Source organism: Streptomyces sp. NPDC028308 (assembly GCF_055565855.1).
This window is the reverse complement of the sequence record NZ_JBVHTO010000003.1, coordinates 465,662-483,426: the sequence shown is the minus strand read 5'-3', so window position 1 is coordinate 483,426 and position 17,765 is coordinate 465,662. Positions and strand designations below refer to the sequence as shown.

At 74.0% G+C, this 17,765-nt stretch carries 18 protein-coding genes; 11 read left to right on the top strand and 7 right to left on the bottom strand.

The genetic code is table 11. The annotated features are described in order from the left end of the window. Positions 1-181: 181 nt before the first annotated feature. Positions 182-994, top strand: a complete 813-nt coding sequence (locus tag ACZ4VA_RS09705) for an IclR family transcriptional regulator (RefSeq protein WP_356166794.1) — start codon at positions 182-184, stop codon at positions 992-994. 114 nt (positions 995-1,108) lie between these two features. On the opposite strand, the gene ACZ4VA_RS09700 is transcribed toward ACZ4VA_RS09705, so the two are convergent. After that, a complete protein-coding gene (locus tag ACZ4VA_RS09700; RefSeq protein ID WP_356166797.1) occupies positions 1,109-1,423 on the bottom strand; it encodes a DUF5955 family protein in 315 nt (104 codons plus the stop codon). A 210-nt stretch (positions 1,424-1,633) separates the two neighbouring features. Here ACZ4VA_RS09700 and ACZ4VA_RS09695 point away from each other — a divergent pair, with 210 nt between their 5' ends. Both ACZ4VA_RS09695 and aceB read left to right on the top strand, forming a co-directional pair. Next, the gene (locus tag ACZ4VA_RS09695) at positions 1,634-2,233 is read left to right on the top strand and encodes a nucleotidyltransferase family protein (protein WP_355786408.1); all 600 of its coding nucleotides are present in this window, start codon (positions 1,634-1,636) and stop codon (positions 2,231-2,233) included. Between the two features lie 271 nt (positions 2,234-2,504). Next, positions 2,505-4,130 (top strand): malate synthase A, encoded by a 1,626-nt coding sequence (gene aceB, locus ACZ4VA_RS09690; RefSeq protein ID WP_468080647.1) that lies wholly within the window; start codon positions 2,505-2,507, stop codon positions 4,128-4,130. Positions 4,131-4,193: 63 nt separating this feature from the next. Here the strand turns inward: aceB and ACZ4VA_RS09685 are convergent, their stop codons facing one another. The 3 genes from ACZ4VA_RS09685 to ACZ4VA_RS09675 are packed head-to-tail and all read right to left on the bottom strand — an operon-like array spanning position 4,194 to position 6,991. Beyond that, complete coding sequence (locus tag ACZ4VA_RS09685; protein ID WP_356237823.1) at positions 4,194-4,469, bottom strand: Rdx family protein; 276 nt, start codon at positions 4,467-4,469, stop codon at positions 4,194-4,196. A gap of 4 nt (positions 4,470-4,473) precedes the next feature. Beyond that, entirely contained in the window at positions 4,474-5,397 is a 924-nt protein-coding gene (locus tag ACZ4VA_RS09680; RefSeq protein WP_389390364.1) for a HipA family kinase, read from the bottom strand. 40 nt (positions 5,398-5,437) lie between these two features. After that, positions 5,438-6,991: an IucA/IucC family protein gene (locus ACZ4VA_RS09675; RefSeq protein WP_356166806.1), complete on the bottom strand. Its 1,554-nt coding sequence runs from the start codon at positions 6,989-6,991 to the stop codon at positions 5,438-5,440. Between the two features lie 175 nt (positions 6,992-7,166). Between ACZ4VA_RS09675 and ACZ4VA_RS09670 the strand changes: the two genes are divergently transcribed. From ACZ4VA_RS09670 to ACZ4VA_RS09660, 3 genes are read left to right on the top strand one after another with little or no spacing between them, the layout of a single operon-like run. Then, positions 7,167-8,678: an IucA/IucC family siderophore biosynthesis protein gene (locus tag ACZ4VA_RS09670; RefSeq protein ID WP_356166809.1), complete on the top strand. Its 1,512-nt coding sequence runs from the start codon at positions 7,167-7,169 to the stop codon at positions 8,676-8,678. 32 nt (positions 8,679-8,710) lie between these two features. Next, positions 8,711-9,985, top strand: coding sequence for a VWA domain-containing protein (locus ACZ4VA_RS09665; RefSeq protein ID WP_355785157.1), 1,275 nt, complete (start codon positions 8,711-8,713; stop codon positions 9,983-9,985). Continuing rightward, entirely contained in the window at positions 9,985-10,806 is an 822-nt protein-coding gene (locus ACZ4VA_RS09660; RefSeq protein ID WP_468080643.1) for a hypothetical protein, read from the top strand. Before ACZ4VA_RS09665 ends, ACZ4VA_RS09660 begins: the two co-directional genes overlap by 1 nt. Before the next feature lie 109 nt (positions 10,807-10,915). On the opposite strand, the gene ACZ4VA_RS09655 is transcribed toward ACZ4VA_RS09660, so the two are convergent. After that, positions 10,916-11,566 (bottom strand): winged helix-turn-helix transcriptional regulator, encoded by a 651-nt coding sequence (locus tag ACZ4VA_RS09655; protein WP_468080641.1) that lies wholly within the window; start codon positions 11,564-11,566, stop codon positions 10,916-10,918. An 86-nt stretch (positions 11,567-11,652) separates the two neighbouring features. Here ACZ4VA_RS09655 and ACZ4VA_RS09650 point away from each other — a divergent pair, with 86 nt between their 5' ends. The 4 genes from ACZ4VA_RS09650 to ACZ4VA_RS09635 all read left to right on the top strand — a co-directional run bounded on the left by ACZ4VA_RS09650 (position 11,653) and on the right by ACZ4VA_RS09635 (position 14,886). Next, the gene (locus ACZ4VA_RS09650) at positions 11,653-12,861 is read left to right on the top strand and encodes a pyridoxal phosphate-dependent aminotransferase (RefSeq protein WP_356166814.1); all 1,209 of its coding nucleotides are present in this window, start codon (positions 11,653-11,655) and stop codon (positions 12,859-12,861) included. A 131-nt stretch (positions 12,862-12,992) separates the two neighbouring features. Then, positions 12,993-13,592 (top strand): histidine phosphatase family protein, encoded by a 600-nt coding sequence (locus ACZ4VA_RS09645; RefSeq protein WP_468080638.1) that lies wholly within the window; start codon positions 12,993-12,995, stop codon positions 13,590-13,592. Between the two features lie 93 nt (positions 13,593-13,685). Further along, positions 13,686-14,315: a hypothetical protein gene (locus tag ACZ4VA_RS09640; protein ID WP_356166818.1), complete on the top strand. Its 630-nt coding sequence runs from the start codon at positions 13,686-13,688 to the stop codon at positions 14,313-14,315. A gap of 148 nt (positions 14,316-14,463) precedes the next feature. Further along, positions 14,464-14,886, top strand: a complete 423-nt coding sequence (locus tag ACZ4VA_RS09635; RefSeq protein WP_355785611.1) for an acyl-CoA thioesterase — start codon at positions 14,464-14,466, stop codon at positions 14,884-14,886. Positions 14,887-14,959: 73 nt separating this feature from the next. Here the strand turns inward: ACZ4VA_RS09635 and ACZ4VA_RS09630 are convergent, their stop codons facing one another. Continuing rightward, entirely contained in the window at positions 14,960-15,361 is a 402-nt protein-coding gene (locus ACZ4VA_RS09630) for a winged helix-turn-helix transcriptional regulator (protein ID WP_355785608.1), read from the bottom strand. A gap of 90 nt (positions 15,362-15,451) precedes the next feature. On the opposite strand from ACZ4VA_RS09630, the gene ACZ4VA_RS09625 reads away from it, so the two are divergent. Further along, positions 15,452-16,936 (top strand): MFS transporter, encoded by a 1,485-nt coding sequence (locus tag ACZ4VA_RS09625; protein ID WP_356166825.1) that lies wholly within the window; start codon positions 15,452-15,454, stop codon positions 16,934-16,936. On the opposite strand, the gene ACZ4VA_RS09620 is transcribed toward ACZ4VA_RS09625, so the two are convergent. Next, positions 16,909-17,763: an NAD(P)H-binding protein gene (locus ACZ4VA_RS09620; protein ID WP_468080635.1), complete on the bottom strand. Its 855-nt coding sequence runs from the start codon at positions 17,761-17,763 to the stop codon at positions 16,909-16,911. The two genes, ACZ4VA_RS09625 and ACZ4VA_RS09620, sit on opposite strands and share 28 nt — an antisense overlap. Between the last annotated feature and the right edge of the window lie 2 nt (positions 17,764-17,765).

The window sequence follows — 17,765 nt, the reverse complement described above, 5'->3', positions numbered from 1 at the left end:
CCGCCTCCGCGCCGTCAAGAGCCCGCGTCTCCACTGTGCGCCCGATCGGCCGCACTCTGGACGTTTCCACAAGGCGGAATTAGAATTTCAACAGGCAGAACGTAGCTACGCACAACCGGAGAGCCGACCGACCGCCGGGTAGGCTGCCTCTCTGCCCGCCTGCCCTCGAAAGGACCGCGCCGTGCCGACGTCCAGCGCCAGCGACGCCCCCGCACAAGCCGCCGCCAAGTCTTCCGCCGCCAGCGGTGGTGTCCAGTCCCTGGAGCGCGCCTTCGATCTGCTGGAGCGGATGGCGGACGCGGGAGGCGAGGTGGGCCTGAGCGAGCTCTCCGCCAGCAGCGGGCTGCCGCTCCCCACCATCCACCGCCTCATGCGCACGCTGGTGGCCTGCGGCTACGTACGCCAGCAGTCCAACCGGCGTTACGCGCTCGGCCCCCGCCTCATCCGCCTCGGCGAGTCCTCGGCCCGGCTGCTGGGCACCTGGGCCCGCCCCTACCTCGCCCGCCTGGTCGAGGAGACCGGCGAGACCGCGAACATGGCACTGCTCGACGGGGACGAGATCGTCTACGTCGCCCAGGTGCCGTCGAAGCACTCGATGCGGATGTTCACCGAGGTGGGCCGCCGGGTGCTGCCGCACTCCACGGGCGTGGGCAAGGCGCTGCTGGCGCACACGCCCGACGACGAGGTGCGCTCGCTCCTCGCCCGGACCGGCATGCCCGCCGCCACCGAGAAGACGATCACCACGCCGGACGGCTTCCTCGCCGCGCTGGAGGAGGTCCGCCGGATCGGCTACGCGGTCGACGACAACGAGCAGGAGATAGGAGTCCGCTGCCTCGCGGTCTCCGTGCCCAACTCCCCCACCGCCGCCGCGATCTCGATCTCGGGCCCGGCCGGCCGCGTCACCGAGGCGGCCACGGACAAGATCGTCCCCGTGCTCCAGCAGGTGGCACGGGAGCTGTCCGAGGTCCTGGCGAGCTCGGGTTCGCCGGCCTGACGGAGCCCCGGCACGCTCACCCCCGGCGCCCGCCTCCCCGAGGCGGGCGCCGCGGCGCGCCCGGGGGAAGCCCCCTCGGCCCGGACCGACGGCTCACGGCGGGACATACGGCGTTCAGCGCCGCGGCGGGGTCCCGAAGAGCTCCACCGCGCCGCGCACGTCGGCGAGTCCGGCCGCGAGGGCGCTGACCGAACCGATGGCACCGGCGATCAGCAGCAGGGAGCGGCGCAGCCGCGGGATCTCGGGGGCGCCGCCGACGGCCATCGCGGCCAGGGCGGCGAGTTCGTCCTCGGCGATGCCGCGGTCGGGGAAGTCCGCGGGGAGGGCGGCGAGTTCACGGCGCAGCCGGGACACGGCGGACCGCAGTTCCGCCACCCTCGGATCCTCGCCGCTGCCGGTCACCGGCCTCTGCCCCAAGCTCCGCAACACAGCTCTCCCCCCTCGCACGCCGTTGTGCGAAGCCCTACGTCTTTCGGCCCAACTCGCCCTGGGGCGTTGGTCGGACGCCGGAGGGACGCGGGCCAGTAAACGCCACCCGGCGCGCTCCGCGCCACTCCGCGGACGGAAATTCAGCCCCCGGCACCGTGTGCCCCGCACACCCCGGGAGCACACCCGGGCGGGGTCGGGTATGCAGGGGTCATGACGGAGAAGAAGGAACAGGTCACGGGCCTGCTGCTGGCGGCCGGGGGTGGCCGGCGGCTCGGAGGGCGGCCCAAGGCGCTGCTGCCGTACCGCGGACGCCTGCTCGTCGAACACGCGGTCGACGTCCTGCGGGCGGGCGGCTGCGCCCGCGTCCACGTGGTGCTGGGCGCCCGGGCCGCCGAGGTCCGTGAGCGGGCCGCGCTGGAGGGGTGCGTTCTCGTGGACAACCCCGCCTGGGAGTCGGGCATGGGCACGTCGCTGCGGGCCGGCCTCGACTCGCTCGCGGACACCGGGGCGGAGGCGGCGCTGGTCGCACTGGTCGACCAGCCGGGCATCGGGGCGGAGGCGGTGGCCCGGGTGCTAGCCGCGTACACCTCGCCGCGGACGCTCGCCGCGGCCTCGTACGGCGGGGAGCGCGGCCATCCCGTCCTGTTCGGCGCCGGGCACTGGGCGGGTGTCGCCGCGACCGCGACCGGGGACCGCGGGGCGCGCGCCTATCTCGGGACGCACGAGGACGCGATCACTCTCGTGGAGTGCGGCGACGTGGCGCGGCCCTTCGACATCGACACCGCGGCGGACCTCGTCCACCTGGAGTGAACGGGGTGGCACCGAGCGCCACCTTCTGTCGACCCGGAGAATCTCGACATCAACAAACCATTGAACTTCCACCATGAGGAAACTAGTATCCACTGCTCAGAAGCGCCCGACCGTTCCGAGGGCGCCGTCCGTCGCACCCGGGGGCCCTGGCACCCAGTGCCGCGGCGCATGGGCTCCTCACGTGGTTCGCTTCAGAGGTCCGTGAGAAGCCGTACCCGTGAGAAGCCCGCAAGCCCCCTCGTACGCAGCTCGCTGAAGGAAGTGACAGCTCATGTCCGCACCAGCGCCGTCCCCGCTGGCCATCGTCGACGCCGAGCCCCTGCCCCGGCAGGAGGAGGTCCTCACCGACGCGGCCCTCGCCTTCGTGGCCGAGCTGCACCGGCTGTTCACGCCGCGGCGTGACGAGCTCCTCGCCCGCCGTGCGGAGCGCCGCGCCGAGATCGCCCGCACCTCCACGCTCGACTTCCTCCCCGAGACGGCGGCCGTCCGCGCGGACGACTCCTGGAAGGTCGCCCCGGCTCCGGCCGCGCTGGACGACCGCCGGGTCGAGATCACCGGCCCCACGGACCGCAAGATGACCATCAACGCCCTGAACTCGGGCGCCCGGATCTGGCTCGCGGACTTCGAGGACGCCTCCGCGCCGACCTGGGAGAACGTGATCCTCGGCCAGCTCAACCTGACCGACGCCTACGAGCGCCGGATCGACTTCACGGACGAGCGCACCGGCAAGTCGTACGCCCTGAAGGACAACGCCGAACTGGCCACCGTCGTGATGCGCCCGCGCGGCTGGCACCTGAACGAGCGTCACCTCGTCGACGGCGACGGAACTCCCGTGCCCGGCGCGCTCGTCGACTTCGGCCTGTACTTCTTCCACAACGCCCGGCGGCTCCTCGACCTCGGCAAGGGCCCGTACTTCTACCTCCCGAAGACGGAGTCGCACCTGGAGGCCCGCCTCTGGAACGACGTGTTCGTCTTCGCGCAGGACTACGTGGGCATCCCGCAGGGCACCGTGCGCGCGACCGTCCTGATCGAGACGATCACGGCGGCGTACGAGATGGAGGAGATCCTCTACGAACTCCGCGACCACGCCTCCGGGTTGAACGCGGGCCGCTGGGACTACCTCTTCTCGATCGTCAAGAACTTCCGTGACGGCGGCGCCAAGTTCGTCCTGCCGGACCGCAACGCGGTCACGATGACCGCCCCGTTCATGCGGGCGTACACCGAACTCCTCGTGCGCACCTGCCACAAGCGCGGCGCGCACGCGATCGGCGGTATGGCGGCCTTCATCCCCTCGCGCCGCGACGAGGAGGTCAACAAGGTGGCCTTCGAGAAGGTCAAGGCGGACAAGGACCGCGAGGCCGGCGACGGTTTCGACGGCTCCTGGGTCGCCCACCCCGACCTGGTCCCCATCGCCATGTCCTCGTTCGACAAGGTCCTCGGGGACCGGCCGAACCAGAAGGACCGGCTGCGCGAGGACGTGTCCGTGGCGGCCGGCGACCTGATCGCGATCGACTCGCTCGACGCCAAGCCCACCTACGGCGGCCTGGTCAACGCCGTCCAGGTCGGCATCCGCTACATCGAGGCCTGGCTGCGCGGACTCGGCGCGGTCGCGATCTTCAACCTGATGGAGGACGCGGCCACCGCGGAGATCTCCCGTTCGCAGATCTGGCAGTGGATCAACGCGGGCGTCGAGTTCGAGAACGGCGAGAAGGCCACGCCCGAGCTGGCGCGGAAGATCGCCGGTGAGGAACTGGCCGCCATCAGGGCCGAGATCGGTGACGAGGCGTTCACGGCCGGCAACTGGCAGCAGGCCCACGATCTGCTGCTCCAGGTGTCCCTGGACGAGGACTACGCCGACTTCCTGACCCTGCCGGCGTACGAGCGGCTCAAGGGCTGACCTCCCGAGCGGCAGCGCGCCCCCGGTACCGCACGGCACCGGGGGCGCGCTCGCGTCCGCGGGTCACTTCTCGGAGTGGCCGAGGCTCCTGTCCGGGGCCACCAGGTCCCTGACCAGGCGCTTCACGGCCGTCGGCTCCGGGAAACCCTGCTCGCGGCGGTCCCAGACGACCTCGCCGTCGACCCGGACGACGAAGACGCCGCCCGTGCCGGGCTTCAGCGACAGCTCGGCCAGCTCGGTCTCGAAGGTGGTCAGGAGCTCCTGGGCGAGCCAGGCGGCGCGGGGAAGCCAGCGGCACTGGGTGCAGTACTCGATCTGGACGCGGTGCGGGGAGGTCACGGGTTCAGGGCTTCCTTTCCAGGTGCACGGACCAGTCCTGCTCGGCGGCCGGTTTGCCGTGCAGGTCGGGGACCCGCTTGAGCCAGTCCGGCCGGCCCCGCTGCGTCCTGGCCGCGCGGTGGGCGTCCTCGGCGGCGAGCTGCTCGCGGGTCGGGAAACCGGTGGGGAGCCAGGCGGCGGAGGCCCGCACACGCGCGTGGAGGTAGCGGACGTACGCCTCGCGCACCTCGTCCGGGCCGGCGAAACCGGGCTCGTCCGCGAGCCACGCGTCCGGCACCCGCCCGGCGACCTCGCGCAGCAGCTCCTCGGTCACCCGGGGAGCCAGTTCGGCGTCGGCGGCCCGCAGGTCGGGCGCGAAGCCGCCCAGCGCGTGGTGGCGGAAGTCGTACGCCTTCTCGGGCGAAGAGGCGTCCCAGCGGTGGTGGAAGACGAGGGCCGCGCCGTGGTCGATCAGCCACAGGCGCGGCGGGGCGACACCGAGGGTGGGCCAGAGCATCAGGTTCGAGCTGTGCACGGTCCGGTCCACGTTGACCGTGAGGGCGTCCAGCCAGATCACCCGGCCGGCCTCCAGCGGGTCGACGGTGGCCTGCTCCGCGATCTCGGGTGTGAAGTCCCGCGCTCCCGACAGGTAGTCCATGCCGAGGTTGAGGCCGGCGCTCGCGTGCAGCAGGTCCTGGACCTCCCGGTGCGGCTCGTGCGCGGCGACGGCCGGGTCGAAGTGGGTGAGGACGAGTTCCGGGATCCGCAGGCCGAGCGCGCGCCCCAGCTCCCCGACGATCACCTCGGCGACGAGCGCCTTGCGGCCCTGCGCGGAGCCGGTGAACTTCACGACGTACGTCCCGAGGTCGTCGGCCTCGACGACTCCGGGCACGGAGCCGCCCGCCCGCAGGGGGGTCACGTATCGGACGGCGGTCACTTCGCGCAGCACACGCCAACTGTAGATCAGGCGCCCGCGGCGGCCGCCGGGGTCAGGCGGGGCCCTCCGGCGCGGGCCCGTCCGAGGGGTCGTGGGCCAATGGGTTCGGCAGCGGGAGGTAGCGGGCGTCGGCTCCGTCGGCGCCCGTCCAGCGCAGCAGCAGGTTGGTCTTGCCGGGCAGGGCGGGCGCGGTGAGGAGCTGCCGGATCTCGGGCAGGCCGTGCCCGGCGTCGTAGCGGAGCAGCTCCCTCCGCACGGCGGGCCACGGGTCGGTCCCGGGGTGCCGTTCCGCGAGCAGGGCCGCGAGTTCGGCGAGGTGGTTGACCAGCAGGCAGTACACCAGCCGCTCCCAGCCGGCGGCGCGGGTCACCTCGCCCACGAGCTTGACGCCCTCCGCGTCCCGGAACAGGGCCTGGACGGGCATCCCCGCGCCGTCCACGGCGACGAGCGTGTTCTGCAGATGCGCCTCCAGGACGACGCCGTGGCGCGCGAAGGCGTCGAGGACCGGTGGCACGACCTGCCGCAGGTACGCCGCCCACCAGGCGCCGGTGTCGGTGGCCGTGTCGAGGGGGCTGCCGTCGAAGCCCTCGACGAGGGCGGCGGCGAGCAGCGGGGTCGCGCCGGGCAGGACGTGGCCGCGCAGTCCGTCGCGGACCAGCACGGCGAGTTCCTCGAAGGCGAAGGCGGCCGTGCGGTAGCCGCGGTCGCTCAGCCAGGCGGCGCCGCCGCACCCGGCGGCGAACGCCGAGGTGACCGCCGCGTCCGTGCGGCGCAGTCTCTGCAGGTCGTGGCGCCACAGGCGGCGGACGTCGTTGGTGATGCGCACGTCGAGGCTGAACTTGAGGAAGAGATCGTCCTCGGGGGTGCTGAGGGTGCGCACGGCGGCCGTCGGCCACAGCGGGCGCGCGGTGCGGCCGAGCCGCAGGAGCCTGCCGTCCGCGAGCGCGTCCCGGATCTCCGGGCGGGCGGCGACCAGGTCGAGCTGCCAGGGGTGGGCGGGCAGCAGCCGGTAGCCGTCCGGGGCCGCGCCGAGGGCGTCCAGGGCTCCCGGGTCGCCTTCCTCGGCCACCGCGTCCTCACGCACGGCGAGCAGTTCCAGCGGGAACTCGGCGTACGCCTCGGGCGCGTAGGGCAGCCAGCCGGCGACCGGTCCGCCGCCGCGCGCCTTGGGGGCGGGGTGGTACGGATGGCCCGTGAGCAGGGACTGCTCGGAGCGCCGGTAGAGGTCGTCCGGCGGGGTGGCGTCGGCACGGGCGGCGAGCAGGGCGGCCACCGCGTCCCGGCTGTCGATCATCTCGGCGGGCAGTTCGGAGTTGGAAAGACCGGTGAGGCGGCGCAGCTCGTCGGCGGTGAGTTTCACCAGCTCGGCGTGGGTCAGGCGGTGCCAGGCACCGGCGGCGTGGACCTCGGGGCGGGCGGGCCGCCGGGTGCCGGCGACCCGCAGCAGGCGGCCGCCGGCCCGGAGCCGGTACACGCCGGGAGCGCCCGCGGGCTCCCCGGCCTCCCGCAGCAGACAATTGAGCAGCGGCGCCGCCGCGTACGCGTCGGCCGCCTCCGCCACGTCGTCCAGGGAGGGCCCGGAGTGCAGGGAGTCCACGCGATCCATTCGTTCCCCACGTTCCATACGGTGCACTGTTCTCTGGTGATCAGTATGACCGTGTGTGACCGGTGTGCGGGCGCGCCGCCGTCCGGTCCGTCGTCCGTCGCCGGTGCCGGTGCCGGCTCGGTCCCCGTCGTCGCCGCCGGCCGCGACGCAGTCCCCGTACCCAAGGAGTCCGACCGTGCACCGTCCTTCCCGGCCCGAGGCCGAGTTCGCCGCGGAACTCGACGCCGTACGCCCCGACCTGTCGGAGCCGTATGCGGCGGCGCTGCCCGGCGCGCGGGCGGCCGTCCTGTCCCGGCTGTGGCGCGCGCTGGCCCATGAGCCGCTGCCGTGGGTCGAGTGGCGGGAAGAAGGGCGAGACGGGCTCCGCGTGCGGCTGGCCGACGGGCGGCGGCTGGAGGGGCCGTCCGCCGACCCGTACGCGACCACCGCGTACGCGGCCGAAGTCCGCCTCGACGGGCGGCCCTACGACCGCCCCGAGCGGCTGATGACGGATCTGGGCGTGCGCCACGGGCCCGCCTTCGCGGCCGAACTGGCCGGCAGCGCGGCCTCGTTGGCGCTGTCGCGTGCCGGCCGGCGCGTCCAGGAGCGGCCCGCCGAGACCGGCTGGGAGTGGGAGCAGCGGGTGGTCGACGGGCATCCCTATCACCCCAACTGCCGCTCGCGGCCCGGCTTCTCGGTGGCCGAGCAGCTCGCGTACGGCCCGGAGCACGGGCAGCCGGTGGAGCTGCGGTCCGCCGCCGTGGACGACTGCCTCGTCACCGGCGCGTGGCCGGACTTCCTGCGCGACGGCGGGCGCGTGCTGATCCCGGTCCACCCCTGGCAGGCGGACCACGTGCTGGACACGCCGAGCCACAAGGGGCCCACAGCCCATCCGCTGATGTCGCTGCGCACCCTCGCCCTGCCGGACGGGCCGCACGTCAAGACCGCCTTGAGCGCGCGGCTCACCTCCTCGGTGCGGGACATCTCCGTCTACTCGATCACGACGTCCGAGGCGGTCTCCGCGTTCATGGCGTCGGTCGCGGCGCGCACGGACGGCCTGCTGGACGTCACCCGGACCCTCGGGGCGGCCACCGCCGGCTCCCCCGACCTCGCGGCGGTGGTGCGCGAAGCCCCCGAGACGTACGCGCGAGGCGGTGAACGGGTGGTCCCGGTGGCGGCCCTCGCGACGACGGAACTGCCCCGGTCGGCGCGCTGGTTCGCCCGGTTCACCCGGCTGGCGCTGACCGCCTGCCTGCGCCTGCTGGACCTGGGGGTGGCGCTGGAGGCGCACGGCCAGAACCTCCTGGTCGTCCTCTCCCCCGCCGGCGACCCGGTGCGGCTCGTCTACCGCGACCTCGCCGACATCCGCGTCAGTCCGGCCCGCCTCGCGCGGCACGGCATCCCGGCGCCGCAGCTGTCCGGACGGATCGTCACCGACGACGAGACCGCCCTGCGCCGCAAGCTGTTCGGCTCGCTGGTCGGCGGCTCCCTCGGCGCGACGGCGGGTTCGGCGGCCGTGCTGCGCGAGGCCCTGGCGGACGCCGTACGGGACCTGCCGCGCACCCCGGATCTCGTCGCGCTGCTCGAAGAACCGCTGCCCACCAAGGCGTTGACGCTGATGCGGCTGTCTCCGGAAACGCCCGGCGACCTGTGGGCGCGGCTGCCCAACCCGGTGTCCGGGGAGGGCGCCGAGGGCCGCTCGTTTTGAAGCGCGGCACCTTTGCTCAATAGGATCCGCCGATGATCACAAGACAACGGCTGGCGGCGGGGATCTGCGCCCTGCTCGCCGCTCTGACGGCCGGGGCCGCGTTCCCGGCCGGAGCGGCCGCCGACGAACCGGTGGAGCAGGCCGCTCCCAAGGTCGAACTCGTGCTGGACGTCAGCGGTTCGATGCGCGCCCGGGACATCGACGGCGGGTCGCGGATGGCCGCGGCCAAGCAGGCGTTCAACGAGGTGCTCGACGCGACGCCCGAGGAGGTCCGGCTCGGCATACGCACGCTCGGGGCCAACTACCGCGGCGACGACCGCAAGACGGGCTGCAAGGACACCGAACAGCTCTACCCGGTCGGGCCGTTGGACCGGACCGAGGCCAAAACCGCGGTCGCGACGCTCACCCCGACCGGCTGGACGCCGATCGGCCCGGCGCTGCGCAAGGCCGCCGCCGACCTGGACGGCGGTGAGGGCACCCGGCGGATCGTGCTCATCAGCGACGGCGAGGACACCTGCCAGCCGCTGGACCCGTGCGAGGTGGCACGCGAGATCGCGGCCAAGGGCATCGGCCTCACCATCGACACGCTCGGGCTCGTGCCCGACGCCAAGACCCGCGACCAGCTCAGCTGCATCGCGGACGCCACCGGCGGCACGTACACCTCCGTCCGCCACAAGGAGGAACTCTCCGACCGGGTGGGCCAGTTGGTGGAGCGGGCCGCCGATCCGGTGGTGACACCGGTGGCCGTGGACGGGGCCGACGCCTGCGCGAAGGCGCCGACGCTGAAGTCCGGGCTGTACACCGACCGCGCGGAGTTCGGACAGCACCGCTGGTACCGCGTCGACGTGGAGCCGGGCCGGGAACTGCGTGCCTCCGTGAGCGTGGCCGCCGACCGCGCGGTGAACCCCGACCACGGGGTGCTGCTGCGCGCGGTCACCGTGCGCGGGCGGGAGATCGTCCGCGGTGAGGCGGCGGGCAACGGCCGCACCGACGTCGTCTCGACCGGACTGCGTTACCCGAAGGCGGAGAGCGACGACGGCGACGAGGACGACGCGCCGGCCGAGGCCGTGTGCCTCCAGGTGTCCCACTCCTTCTCGGCGGCCTCCGGCGTGAAGACCACGCCGGGTCTGCCGGTGGAGCTGACGGTCGACGTCGTCGACGGGCCCGACCAGGCGTCCGACGTCGCCGCCTTCGGTCTCGGGCGCGGCTGGTGGCTGCTGGGCGCCCTGGTGCTCACCGGCTTCCTCGCGGGTGTGCTGTGGGGCTGGATCTCCCGCTGGCGGGTCGCGGTCTGGAGGACCAACTGATGCGTATCGCACGTGTGCTGACCGCGGCACTGTTCATGCTCGGCGCGGCGGTGTCCCCCGCGGTCGCCGACGCCTCGCCCTCGCCGAGCCCGTCGGAGGACGGCGGCGCTCCCACGGAGGCGGGTACGTCGTTCCGCACCGCGACCGAGATCGACCAGGGAGAGCAGGCCACCGCGGGCGGGTCGACCGGTGACTACCTGTACTGGTCCTTCCCGGCCGACGCGGGGCAGCGGCCCACCGTGAAGGCGACGGTGAAGCTGCCCGATGCGTCCACCCGGAACGCCACGGAGACCTGGCAGGTCGACGTGTACGACGGACTGCGGCGTCGGCAGGCGTGCCAGTACGGGGCGCAGACGCGGACGGCGGCGAGGGACGCGGCGACGGTGGAACTGTCGTGCACCCTGCGCACGGTCCGCGCGTGGTCCGAGACGTGGGCCAACGACCCGCTGCCGGGCACGTACTACGTCCGGCTGACGGTCGTGGACCTGAAGGTGTCGGACCTCGGGCTTCCGGTCGACACCGAGGTCCGGGTCGACTCCAAGGACATCGGCGGCTCCGCCGCGGTCGACGGGTCTTTGGGCCGGCCGCTGGTGCCGGGGATCGCCGTGGCGTCCGCGCGGGACGACGAGTCCGAGGACTCCGGGTCGCCGGGGGCCGTGCTGTCCTCGATCGAGCCCGACGACGGCTGGGCCTCCGGCTGGTGGACCGACCGGTGGGCGTGGACCGCGGTGGGCGGGGTGCTGGCGGCGCTCGCGGGGGTCGGTGGCTACACGCTGACGCGCGGCTCCGGGCGGCCGTCCCGGGTGCCGCCGGGCGCCTGACCCGCGGGGAATCCGGTAGGAGGAGGCCCGTCGTGCCCTGGGCGCGGCGGGCCTCCGCACGTCCGCGGCCTCCCCCGGTGCGCGGCCCGTGCGGGATGCACGCCCGTCGTCACTCGCCGCGCAGCGCCTTGGCCAGGGCACCCTCGCCCGCGACCTCCACGCGCCGCTCGGCCACGGCCTGACGGAGCGTCAACGCGCCCTGCGCCACGGCCGTGCAGGTCTCCGCGTCCAGGGTCAGCGAGGTGTCGGGTTCGGCCGGCGCCGGGCCCTCCCCGTACGCCGGGCCCTCCCCGTACGCCGGGCCCTCCTCGGCGCCCACCCGCACGAAGAACTCGCCCTCCTCCAGCCGGACATGGACCAGCCCGTCCCCCTCGCCCTCCAGGCAGCGGAGCAGCGGCAGCGCGAACCAGTGGGCGCGGACCGCGTCCGTGGGCCTGCGCTCCTCCAGGGCGGGCGCGCCCCACTCGCCGAGCGCTTGCAGCACGGGGAGCAACTGCCGGCCACGCGAGGTGAGTTCGTACACGTACGCCGCGCCGGGGGGCGGCAGCCTGCGCCGGGTCGTCAGTCCGTCGCGCTCCATGTCCTTGAGCCGCGACGCCAGGACGTCCGTGCTGACGCCCGGCAGGTCCGCGTGCAGGTCGGTGTAGCGGCGCGGGCCGGCGAGCAGTTCGCGGACGACCAGGAGGGTCCAGCGGTCACCGACGGCGTCGAGGGCCCGGGCCGCGGAACAGTACTGGTCGTAGCTTCGGCGTGGTGACATGCGACGCAGTCTAGACATGTTGTTGGACTTTCCAAGCGCCTACTTGGTAAAACCAAGCAACACCACAACACGGAGGTGCGCACCGCATGGAGTTCCGGCAGTCGAGCAAGCTCAGCGAGGTCTGTTACGAGATCCGGGGCCCGGTGATCGAGCACGCCAACGCGCTGGAGGAGGCGGGCCACAGCGTCCTGCGCCTCAACACCGGCAACCCCGCGCTCTTCGGCTTCGAGGCGCCCGAGGAGATCCTCCAGGACATGATCCGGATGCTCCCGCAGGCCCACGGCTACACGGACTCGCGGGGCGTCCTCTCCGCCCGCCGCGCGGTCGCCCAGCGCTACCAGGAGCGCGGCCTGGAGGTCGGCGTCGACGACGTCTTCCTCGGCAACGGCGTCTCCGAGCTGGTCTCGATGGCGGTCCAGGCCCTGATCGAGGACGGCGACGAAGTCCTCATCCCCGCACCGGACTTCCCGCTCTGGACGGCCGTGACGACCCTCGCGGGCGGCAAGGCGGTGCACTACCTCTGCGACGAGCAGTCCGAGTGGTACCCGGATCTGGCCGACATGGAGTCGAAGATCACCGACCGGACCCGGGCCGTCGTGATCATCAACCCGAACAACCCGACCGGCGCCGTCTATCCGAAGGAGATCGTCGAGGGCATCCTCGACCTGGCGCGCCGCAACGGCCTGATGGTGTTCGCGGACGAGATCTACGACCAGATCCTCTACGACGACGCCGTGCACCACAGCGCGGCGGCGCTCGCCCCGGACCTCGTCGTCCTCACCTTCTGCGGGCTGTCCAAGACCTACCGCGTCGCCGGGTTCCGCTCGGGCTGGCTGGTCGTCACCGGGCCCAAGCAGCACGCGCGCAGCTATCTGGAGGGGCTGACCATGCTCGCCTCCATGCGGCTGTGCGCCAACGCGCCCGCCCAGTACGCCATCCAGGCCGCGCTCGGCGGCCGCCAGTCCATCCACGAGCTGACGGCCCCCGGCGGCAGGCTGCGCGAACAGCGCGACCGTGCCTGGGAGAAGCTGAACGAGATCCCCGGCGTCTCCTGCGTCAAGCCGAAGGGCGCGCTGTACGCGTTCCCGCGCATCGACCCCGAGGTGCACCGCATCCACGACGACGAGAAGTTCGTCCTCGACCTGCTGCTGCGCGAGAAGATCCAGGTCGTCCAGGGCACCGGCTTCAACTGGCCCCGCCCGGACCACTTCCGCATCCTCACGCTGCCGTACGCCGACGACCTGGACGCGGCGATCAGCCGCATCGGACGGTTCCTGAGCGGCTATCGCCAGTAGCCCGGCGCACCGCGGGCCGGCGGGCGCGACGGCCTCCGCCCGGCTCCGGACGCCACCGTCTGGCCGATCCGGTGCTGCGCGCCGCCGGGGCCGGTGACACCGTACGGGGAGAGCGACAGGAGGGCGCGGCGATGGGTGATGTGCTTCTGGTACGGCACGGCGAGACCGAGTGGGCGCTCACCGGCCGGCACACCAGCTGGACGGACGTCACGCTGACGGGCCGGGGCCGCGAGCAGGCGCGCGCGGTCGCCCCCCTCGTGCGCTCGCACCACATCGCCGCCGCGTTCGTCAGTCCCATGCGGCGGGCCCGCGAGACGGCGGAACTCGTGGGGCTCGACGGCGTGCGGCTCGACGCCGACCTGTGCGAGTGGGACTACGGCGGCTACGAGGGCCTGACGACCGTCGAGATCCAGCGGACGCGACCGGACTGGTTCCTGTTCCGGGACGGCGTGGCCGAGGGGCCCGCCGAGCATCCCGGCGAGAGCCCCGAGCAGGTCGGGGAGCGTGCCGACCGGATGCTCGCCAAGGTGGACGCGGCGCTGGCGAACACCGAGGGCAGTGTGGTGCTGGTCGCCCACGGGCACTTCCTGCGGGTCCTGACCGCGCGGCGCCTCGGGCTGCCGCCGTCGGGCGGCGCGCTGTTCCTGCTGGGTACCGGGACCATCGGCCGGCTCAGCACGGAACACGGGCGTCCGGTCGTCGCGAGCTGGAATGTCAGACCCCCCTCGTAGTCTTCGACAGTGCGGTGCCCGCCGGCACCGGTGCCTTCGAGGGCGCCGGTCCCCGGCTCCGGGTCCGCGCCCGCCGAGGGGAGGAGACGTGCCGTGACCCGACCGCCGACCGCTGCCCAGCGGCGCGTCCTCGACGCCGCGGACCCCGTCACGGGGCGGCTGCGGGGTACGGAGACCCAGCTCGCCGCCCTGGTGAAGCGCGGGCTGGCCTTCCGGCACCCGAGACCGCCGCACGACCACTTCCTGACGCCCGCCGGCCACCGCCTGCGCGAGGAGGCGTCCACGCCCGAGGAGCCGGCTCAGGCCCCCGCCGTGCGCGACTCCGGGGTCTTCGCCGCCCGGATCGGGGGCGAGGAGGACGCCGAGCCGGGTCCTGCCCGCGCCCGGGAGGTGCACAGCGCCTGGCAGGGGCTCCTGGAGCTGCGGCGGATGACCGGGGCCGGCGGCGCCACGGACCGGCCCTGCGGCTGGGAGCGCGCGCATCTGGTGCAGGCCGCCGCGCTCGCCCTGGAGGCCGCGGGCCACCCCCCGGACGGTCCGGCGGGGCCCGGTTACCGGGTGCGGGCGACTCCGCAGCCGGAGGCCGTCGCCGTGCGCGATCCGGACCCCGAGCGGCTGCGGGCCTGCGCGGCGACACTGGAGGGGGCGGGCTGGCAGGTCAGCGCGCACACCGAGCCCCGTACGGAGGCGCGCTACGTCCTGGCCTCGCCGCGGCGGGCCTGAGGCGCGCACGGGCTGCCCCAGGCCCGCCCGCGCCGGGTGCGCCCGTGGGACCCGGGCGGCGCGTGGGGCGGGGGTGTTGAGATCGTGGGTCCCGGGAACAGGCGTCCGCCTGCCCCGGACGCGTCCGGACCGTCGTGAAGGGGAAGTCGTGGCAGAGCCGTTTTCCGTGGGTGTGACCGTCCGCGGGTACGAGACCGACGTGCAGGGACACCTGAACCAGAGCGTGTACCTGCAGTACGCCGAGCACGCGCGCTGGTGCCTGCTCCAGGCGGCCGGGATCCGGCAGGCCGACCTGATGGCCGAGGGCGTGGGCCCGGTCGCCCTGGAGACGACCATCCGCTATCTGCGGGAGCTGCGCGCGGGCGACGAGACCGAGGTGACCTGCGCCTTCGTCTGGGGCGAGGGCAAGACGTTCCGGATCGAGCAGACGATCCGGAAGCTGGACGGCACGGTGGCCGCCGAGCTGACCGGTGTCGGCGGGCTGATGGACCTCACGAAACGCAAGCTGGTGGCCGACCCGCGCGCGTACTTCCGCACGATGGCCGACGACCCCGGCCCGTTCGGCCTCTGACACCCGCCGGGCGGACGCGCCCGCACCGGCGCGCGCCCGGACCACCGGATCCGGCCCAGGCCGCCGACTCGCCCTAGACGTCCAGCAGTTCGGGCCGGTGCACGGCGTCGTAGGCCGCGCGGGACTCGGCGATCGTGACGCGGTGCCGCTCGGCCCAGTCCGTCAGGGACAGCAGCGTGGCGTGCAACTCGCGGGCCACGGGAGTGAGTTCGTACTCGACCTTCGGGGGCACCGTCGCGTGGACGGTGCGCGTCACGAGTCCGTCGCGCTCCAGGTTGCGCAGGGTGAGGGTCAGCATGCGGCGGCTGATGCCCTCGACGCTGCGCTCCAGTTCGGTGAAGCGGATCGGGCCGTGCGCGGCGGCGACGATGATCAGCACGCTCCATTTGCCCGCGACCCTGTCAAGAACCTCGCGGACCGGGCACGCCTGCGCGAGCACGGCCTGCGGGGTAACACCGGTGTTCCCCTGGGACATCGAGGTGCCTCCTTATGCGGGTCTCCATGGTCACTCACGATGTACCCCGTTACAAGTCGTGCACCTTTGGAGAACGCGGAGGCCCTCACCATGCCGACCAGGACCGGATCACCGAACCGGGGACCGTACTCCCCCCGGGCGTCCCTCGCCGTGCTGTGCGCGGGGACCCTGATGACGATCCTGGACGGCAACGTCGTGACGGTCGCCATGCCCGCGATCCAGAACGACCTCGGCTTCTCGGGTCCGGGCCTCGCCTGGGTCGTGAACGCGTACCTGATCCCGTTCGGCGGGCTGCTGCTGCTCGCGGGCCGGCTCGGCGACCTGCTGGGCCGCAGGCGGATGTTCACCGCCGGGCTCGCGGTGTTCACCGTGGCGTCCGTGCTGTGCGGGGTGGCCACGGACCGGGGCGTGCTCGTGGCGGCCCGCGCCCTCCAGGGCGTCGGGGGCGCGATGACCTCGGCGGTCGTGCTGGGCATGCTGGTCGCGCTGTTCCCCGGGCCGGGCGAACGGGCCGGGGCCATCGCGGTGTTCAGCGCCGTGGGGGCGGCCGGCGGGGCGCTGGGCACCTTCCTCGGCGGGGCGCTGACCCAGGCACTCGGCTGGCACTGGATCTTCCTGATCAACCTGCCGATCGGGGTGGCGGCGTGGGTGGCCGCGCTGCGGGTCCTCGCCCCGGACCGCGGTGCCGGCCTCGGCGGGGGCGCCGACTACCCCGGTTCCGCGCTGGTCACCGGCGCGCTGATGCTGACGGTGTACACGATCGTCGGGTCCGGCGGTCGCACGTCCGGCGCGGACGCCGCCCTCGCGGCGGTCTCGCTCGCCCTCTTCGCCGCCTTCGCCCTGCGCCAGGCACGGGCCGCCCGCCCGCTGCTGCGGCTCGCGCTGTTCCGCTCGCGTCTCCTGACGGGTGCCAACGCCGTCCAGGTCCTGATGATCGGCGCGATGTACGGCTTCCAGTACGTCGGCGCCCTGTACCTGCAACGCGTTCTGGGCTACGGCGAGTTGCTCACCGGCACGGCGTTCCTTCCGGCGCCGGTCGCGATCGGGGTGCTGATGCTGGGGCTGTCCGCCCGGACGATCGCCCGCTTCGGCCCCTACCGGGTCCTGCTCGCCGGACTCGCCCTCGTCACCGCCGGCCTCGCGCTGCTGACCCGCGCCCCGGTCGACGGGCACTACGTCACCGACGTCCTGCCCCCGCTCCTCCTGCTCGCCGCCGGTTTCGCGGCGGCGATGCCCGCGGTGACGGGACTCGCCATGTCGGGCGCCCGGGAGGAGGACGCCGGGCTGGCCTCCGGCCTCTTCAACACCACGCAGGTGGTGGGCGGTTCGCTGGGCCTCGCGGTGCTCACGACGCTCGCGGCGGCCCGCACCGGGCGGCTGCTCGGCGAGGGCGAGCGGGCCGTCGCGGCGACCGCCGGCGGCTACCGGCTGGCGTTCGCCGTGGGCACGGGGCTCGCGGCGGCCGCGCTGGTGCTGGCGGCGGGGGTCCTGCGGCCGGTGCGCGTTCCCTCCGCCCCCGAGCCGGAGGGAACGGCCGCGCCGGGCGGTCAGCCGCCGGCGAACGCCGCCCTGTGATCGCGGGCCCAGCGCTCGTAGGTGCGCGGCTCCCGGCCCAGCACCCGCCGTACGCCGTCCGTCACCACGGCGTTGCGCCCCTGCCGTACGTACGCGGTGCCCGCCAGGACACCCTCGACGTAGGTCTCGGACATGCCCGCCGCGAGGAACCGCTCGCGGGCCGCCTCGGCGGGGACGTCCTCGGTGCGAACCGGGCGGTCGAGGACACCGGCGAGGATCGCCGCCTGGCCGGCCGTGGTGAGGAGTTCGGGCCCGGTCAGTGTGTGGACGCGGCCCGAGTGCCGCGGGTCGAGGAGCGCCGCCACCGCGACCTCGGCGACGTCGCGCGGGTCGACGACGCCCTGGGTGCCGGGGCCGGTCAGGTCGGGCACCGGATCGCCGGAGCGGATCGGCTCCGCCCAGCTCAGGGTGTTGGAGGCGAAGGCGGAGGGGCGCAGCACCGCCCACTCCAACCCGCTGTCCCTGACGGCCTGTTCACCGCCGAGATGCCAGATGCCGACGGGGCCGAGGACCGGGTCGCCGGTGCCGATGGCGGAGAGCTTGACGACCGCGCGTACGCCCGCCGTCCGCGCCAGGGCGACGAGGGCCGCGTCCTGCTCGGCGTCCCCGGGGCCGAGGACGCCCACCGCGAACAGTGCGGTCGCGCCGGCCAGCGCGGCCGCCACCGAGTCGGGCTCGCGGTAGTCCCCGCGCACCGCCTCCACCCCGGGCGGCGGCGTGGCGCGGGACGGGTCCCGGGTGAGGGCGCGGACCTTCTCGCCGCGCTCCGCGAGCAGTCGTACGACGTGGCTGCCGATGGTGCCCGTGGCACCGGTCACTAGGATCATGG